The 529-nt window shown below is 47.1% G+C and carries 1 pseudogene; it reads left to right on the top strand.

From position 1 onward, the window contains the following. A pseudogene (locus R7Q09_RS28120) lies at window positions 1-529 on the top strand (aconitase family protein); the annotation flags it as partial.

The raw sequence follows: 529 nt of genomic DNA on the forward strand, positions 1-529 counted from the left end.
CTAGTTCATGCCATCCCTTACTACGCGATTCAACAAGGTCTACTGACTGTTGAAAAAGCCGGTAAAGTGAATGAATTCTCTGGCCGTATCCTTGAGATTGAAGGTCTAGAAACACTAACGGTTGAGCAAGCATTCGAACTGTCTGATGCGTCAGCTGAGCGTTCTGCTGCGGGTTGTACCGTTAAGTTATCTCAAGAATCAATCGAAGAGTACCTAAACTCGAACATCGTGATGCTTAAGTGGATGATCTCGGAAGGCTACGGTGACCGCCGTACAATCGAGCGTCGTATCACTGCGATGGAAGAGTGGTTGGCGAAACCTGAATTGATGTCAGCGGATTCAGATGCGGAATACGCGCATGTGATTGAAATCGACATGGCCGAAATCCATGAGCCAGTACTGTGTGCACCAAACGATCCAGATGATGCTCGTTTGCTATCTGAAGTACAAGGCACTGCGATTGATGAAGTGTTCATCGGTTCTTGTATGACGAACATTGGTCACTTCCGTGCTGCAGGTAAATTGCTTG

The organism is Vibrio sp. 2130-1 (assembly GCF_033339515.1).